The sequence below is a fragment of the Aeromonas popoffii genome, from assembly GCF_000820025.1.
GTDB classification, from domain to species: domain Bacteria; phylum Pseudomonadota; class Gammaproteobacteria; order Enterobacterales; family Aeromonadaceae; genus Aeromonas; species Aeromonas popoffii.
In genome coordinates this window covers 1-1720 of sequence record NZ_CDBI01000003.1, presented here as the reverse complement: position 1 = coordinate 1720, position 1720 = coordinate 1, and the positions used below count along the sequence as shown (strand labels likewise).

Annotated in this window: 1 protein-coding gene; it reads left to right on the top strand. The window is 61.3% G+C overall.

Features of this window, described 5'->3' with window-relative positions; all coding sequences use genetic code 11:
* On the top strand, positions 1 to 1667 hold a 1667-nt coding region (locus BN1129_RS00595), incomplete at its 5' end, for a penicillin-binding protein 1A (RefSeq protein WP_042033832.1).
* Positions 1668 to 1720: the final 53 nt, after the last annotated feature.

Sequence of the window (1720 nt, the reverse complement as noted above, 5' to 3'; positions counted from 1 at the left end):
AGCAGTTCGGTGAAGATGCCTACACCATGGGCCTTCACGTCTACACCACTGTCACTGCCAAGCGTCAGCGGGCCGCCCGCCAGGCCCTGCTGGATGGGGTGTTCGACTACGATACCCGTCATGGCTACCGTGGCACGACAGCCCAGCTCTGGAAAGCGGGAGAAGCCGACTGGGATTACGACCAGATCATGGCGCACCTGGCCAAGCAGCCCACTTACCAGCCCCTGATGGCCGCTGTGGTCACCCAAGTGGGTGACAAGAGTGCAACTCTGGTGCTGAAAAATGGCAAACAGGCAGAACTCGGCTGGAACGGCATCAAATGGGCTCGCGCCTTCATCACCGATGATCGCCAGGGCTTCGCCCCCCGCTCCGCCCACGATATGCTGAAAGTCGGCGCCCAAATCTGGGTACGGGAGAAGGGTGAAGAGCTGCTGCTCTCCCAGATCCCCGAAGTCAACGCCGCCCTGGTGGCCATGGACCCGCAGGATGGCGCCATCGAGGGGCTGGTTGGCGGCTTCAGCTTTGAGCTGTCCAAGTTCAACCGGGTCGATCAGGCACGCCGTCAGATAGGCTCCAACATCAAGCCCTTCCTCTATGCTACCGCGCTGGAACAGGGCTATACCCTGGCCTCCCTCATCAATGATGCGCCGATCAACCAGTGGGATCCCTCCAAGGGCCCCATGTGGCAGCCCAAAAACTCCCCTGCTATCTACGAAGGCCCCACCTCGCTGCGCCTCGGTCTTGCCAAGTCCAAGAACGTGATGTCAGTGCGGCTGATGCGCGCCATCGGTCTGGACACCTATATCGACGGCCTGACCCGCTTCGGGTTCGCGCGCGATACCATCTCCCGCAATGAATCCCTGGCGCTGGGTGCCGCCGAATTCACCCCGCTGGAAGTGGTGCGCGGTTATTCCGTCATGGCCAACGGCGGCTTCCAGGTCACCCCCTATTTCATCACAGACGTGATCGACAGCCTCGGACAACCCCTGTTCCAGGCCAACCCTGCCGCCGCCTGTCGTGATTGCGGCGTGCTGGCCGCGGCCGGTCTCGACAGTGCCGATGCCTATGCCAATACCAGCGGCGACTGGAAGGCCCAGTGCCCGATCGATCCTGTTGTGCCCAATAACCTGGCACCACAGACCGTCAGTGCCCAGAGCACTTTCCTGATCACGGATACCCTGACCAGTGCCATCTGGGGTGGCAACGGCTGGCGCGGAACTGGTTGGCGGGCGGCTCGTGACCTCAAGCGTCACGACATCTCCGGCAAGACGGGGACAACCAACGAATCCCGCGACGCCTGGTTCTCCGGTTACACACCGAACTTGGTCGCCACTTCCTGGATCGGTTTTGACAACCACCAGCGTGGTCTTGGCCGGGGCGAATTCGGCGGTGGCGCAGCCCAACCTATCTGGATCGACTTCATGAAGACGGCGCTCAAACAGGTGCCCGAACGCAAGATGCCGGTCCCCGAGGGGATCATCAGGGTACGGATCGATCGCGAAACAGGTCTGTTGACCAACCGCACCGATGACAGCAGCAAGGAGGAGTTCTTCAAGGAAGGAACTGAACCGACCCGCTATGCGACCCACAGCTCGGACGGCAATCAGGTCTATGGCGGCGACGGCTCGCCCACTGACGGGCCCGTCTCTACCGACGATATATTCTAAGCGAAAGCTCAAGATAAAAAACCGGCGCCAGGCGCCGGTTTTTTTATGGCCAC